The 2,252-nt window shown below is 35.0% G+C and carries 5 protein-coding genes; all 5 read right to left on the bottom strand.

The genetic code is table 11. The features are described 5' to 3' along the window. Nucleotides 1-33: 33 nt before the first annotated feature. Nucleotides 34-339 (bottom strand): GNAT family N-acetyltransferase, encoded by a 306-nt coding sequence (locus C6H08_RS10330; RefSeq protein WP_158656869.1) that lies wholly within the window; start codon nt 337-339, stop codon nt 34-36. A gap of 22 nt (nt 340-361) precedes the next feature. Further along, on the bottom strand, nt 362-505 hold the full coding sequence (locus C6H08_RS12150; protein WP_233708572.1) for a hypothetical protein: 144 nt from the start codon (nt 503-505) through the stop codon (nt 362-364). 254 nt (nt 506-759) lie between these two features. Beyond that, nucleotides 760-1,203: a formyltransferase family protein gene (locus tag C6H08_RS12145; RefSeq protein ID WP_052092575.1), complete on the bottom strand. Its 444-nt coding sequence runs from the start codon at nt 1,201-1,203 to the stop codon at nt 760-762. 81 nt (nt 1,204-1,284) lie between these two features. After that, the gene (locus C6H08_RS10320) at nt 1,285-1,740 is read right to left on the bottom strand and encodes an acyltransferase (protein WP_034580179.1); all 456 of its coding nucleotides are present in this window, start codon (nt 1,738-1,740) and stop codon (nt 1,285-1,287) included. Further along, nucleotides 1,737-2,252, bottom strand: a 516-nt coding sequence (locus C6H08_RS10315) for a GNAT family N-acetyltransferase (RefSeq protein ID WP_158656868.1), incomplete at its 5' end; no start/stop codon positions are given. The genes C6H08_RS10315 and C6H08_RS10320, both read right to left, overlap by 4 nt.

The following is a 2,252-nucleotide window of genomic DNA, read 5'->3' as shown; positions in this document are numbered from 1 at the left end:
AAAAAGAATCCTCTAAAAAATCATAAAGACGCACTAAACCAAATAATGCTTCAAATCAGGCAGCACACACTCTTCTATCACAAAGTAGTATTCCTTGCCTAAAGATTCACGCTTTTTGTAATCTACAATCCATTCCCTTTGCTTTTCAATCTCACTATCAATAGGGTGCAAAAACCTTGCTTTATGTTGATTAGAACGCAACGATAAAATAAATTCCGCATCAAAAACCTCCACCAAACGCAAAGTAATCTTGCGACCTTTTATCACCGCCATCATCGCACAACCCCTAAAAGCAATCGTTGCGATAAAAAGCATTGACACAATAGGGTAGTCAAACATTTTGCTAAAAGATTCCAAATAGCTACAAGGTATTCACCCCCCCCCCCCCATAAGTATCTTTATATGCAAGAATCTTAAATCCATCAACGCCAGAAATTATAAAACAATCATTATTATCAATTAAAACATTGCTTCCTATAAACTCCTGTGTTAAAACAGATTCCATAATCCTCACGCCACAAATACTAGGTAGTTGATATTCCCTAAAGATAAAAGCACGCAGTTGATTATGTATCTCAAAGCTTATTTTTTTTGAGATTTATCACAATATTATTAAAATCAATCTCTTTTCTAGAAAAGTAGCTCCCACCTATGTAGCCTTGCTTTTTTGCCGAATAAGTGCCATTTAATAAATGAAAAAAATTCTGTTTAAAGAGCAAAAACGCGTATTTGTTATAGCTATCATACAACATTCTAGCACTATCTTGAAGCCCGATAGCAAAAAGTCATTTGATCGACAATATCACCCGTATCAACACCAGAATCTATTTTATGCAGCGTAACTCCAGCCTCACTTTCCCCATATAAAAGCGGCATTATGGAAGTATAAGCACCCTTGTATTTTGGAAGATTAGAGAAATGAATATTAAAAAGATTCTTACTTGCAAACTTTTCTATATCAATAAGCTTATTAAACTCTAATGAAATAAATAATAAATCACTCATTGCATATATGTCTTGCAATGTTACAACCTTAAGATTCTCATCTTTAGCACATTTTAAAAGCGAGTGTTGCCAAGTATCATACCCACAATCATTTGCATTTGGTAAAATAAGGATATCCTGCCTATAAATACCAATTTGCAATAAATACCTTAACGCCCACACTGCAATATTATTCTTTCCGGCTATACAGATTTTCATCGATACAGCCTTATATATGTAGCTAAAATGAGAGAGTGAATCACAGAATATAAAAGGATAGAAAAAGCAGTAAAATAGGGATTAGTTACCCCCCCCCCGTATAATAACTTTATTGCCTATTACTTTAGCATTATCACAAACATCTTTTGTTACAATACTGCCTGCTCCAATAAGTGCATTTTCACCGATAGTAATCCCGGGTAAAATCACAGCACCCGCACCAATGGAAGCCCCTTTTTTAATCGTTGTCTTTAGAAACTCGCTAGGATACTGCTTTGATCTTGGATATTTATCATTAGTAAAACTTACATTAGGACCAATAAATACATTATCTTCAATCCTTAATCCATTCCACACCTGCACCCCACATTTTATCGTTACATTATTGCCGATTATAACATCATTTTCAATGAAGCAGTGAGAGCAAATATTGCAATTCTCCCCTATAATCGCATTGGGTAACACCACGCAAAACTGCCAGATTCTAGTCCCTTTGCCAATATTTTGGCTTTGCACATCAGAGAGTGGGTGTATCACGCCGCCCCCTTTGTAATGGGGTTTAAAGCAAAGTTTGTAATAGGTTTGCTAGAGTAGTATTTGAATCTTTTGTATTGAGTATGCCAAGATATAGGGCTTTTAGTTGCAAAACACTTAAGGGTTATTACCCCCCCCCCCCCGTTAATATTCAGTTCATAAAAACTATGCGCAATTGTCCTTGCACCAAAGCCCTCTTTTTGTGCGATAAGTCCTTCGTTTAAGAATAAGCCATTATTTTCTGTGGAGATTCCAAAGTCAAAGTATTGTTTTGTTGTAGCATATTTATCTATCAATGTTTTTATAAGTAAATCTAATGCACCCACTTCCCTGCCCTTTTCATTTACTGCTAAATATTGTGTATGCACTAAATTTGGATAGATAAAAAGCAGGGTAGCTGCCAGAATCTCATTGTTTTGTTTTGCAATGTAGAGAGTAATATTTTCTTTAAATCTATTATAAAGTAATTCTAACTCTTTGGCTGAATGCACAGCTTGTGTATTATGCTTTGTTTG

It is taken from the genome of Helicobacter bilis, from assembly GCF_900198365.1.
GTDB lineage: Bacteria > Campylobacterota > Campylobacteria > Campylobacterales > Helicobacteraceae > Helicobacter_A > Helicobacter_A bilis_B.
Note: the sequence above shows the minus strand (reverse complement) of the source record. Positions and strands in the feature narration are given on the sequence as shown.

Excerpts from the sequence above, each read along its gene's own strand:
- C6H08_RS10330 (WP_158656869.1), bottom strand. The coding sequence starts at position 339 with ATGTTTGACTACCCTATTGTGTCAATGCTTTTTATCGCAACGATTGCT.
- C6H08_RS12150 (WP_233708572.1), bottom strand. The coding sequence starts at position 505 with ATGGAATCTGTTTTAACACAGGAGTTTATAGGAAGCAATGTTTTAATT.
- C6H08_RS12145 (WP_052092575.1), bottom strand. The coding sequence starts at position 1,203 with ATGAAAATCTGTATAGCCGGAAAGAATAATATTGCAGTGTGGGCGTTA.